Below are 284 nucleotides of genomic sequence, written 5' to 3' on the forward strand. Positions count from 1 at the left end.
TCCGCCCCGGCCTCCCACGCCGCCAGATACGTCGCCAACTGACCACCCGGAGTGTCGTGAGTGTGCACGTGCACCGGCAGATCGAAATTCTTCCGCAGCGCCGACACCAACGTCGCCGCCGCCGGCGCCCGAAGAAGCCCCGCCATGTCCTTGATCGCCAACACGTGCGCCCCCGCGTCGACGATCTGCTCCGCCAACCGTAGGTAGTAGTCCAGGGTGTAGAGCTTCTCGCCGGGGTTCGACAGGTCACCGGTGTACGACATCGCCACCTCGGCGATCGTCGT

1 protein-coding gene is annotated in these 284 nt (G+C 66.5%); it reads right to left on the minus strand.

The genetic code is table 11. The annotated features are described in order from the left end of the window. The coding region (locus RU01_RS20435; protein WP_042576439.1) for a hypothetical protein at nucleotides 1–284 on the minus strand (284 nt) is incomplete at both ends.

Source organism: Rhodococcus sp. MEB064, from assembly GCF_000834565.1.
Taxonomy (GTDB): domain Bacteria; phylum Actinomycetota; class Actinomycetes; order Mycobacteriales; family Mycobacteriaceae; genus Rhodococcoides.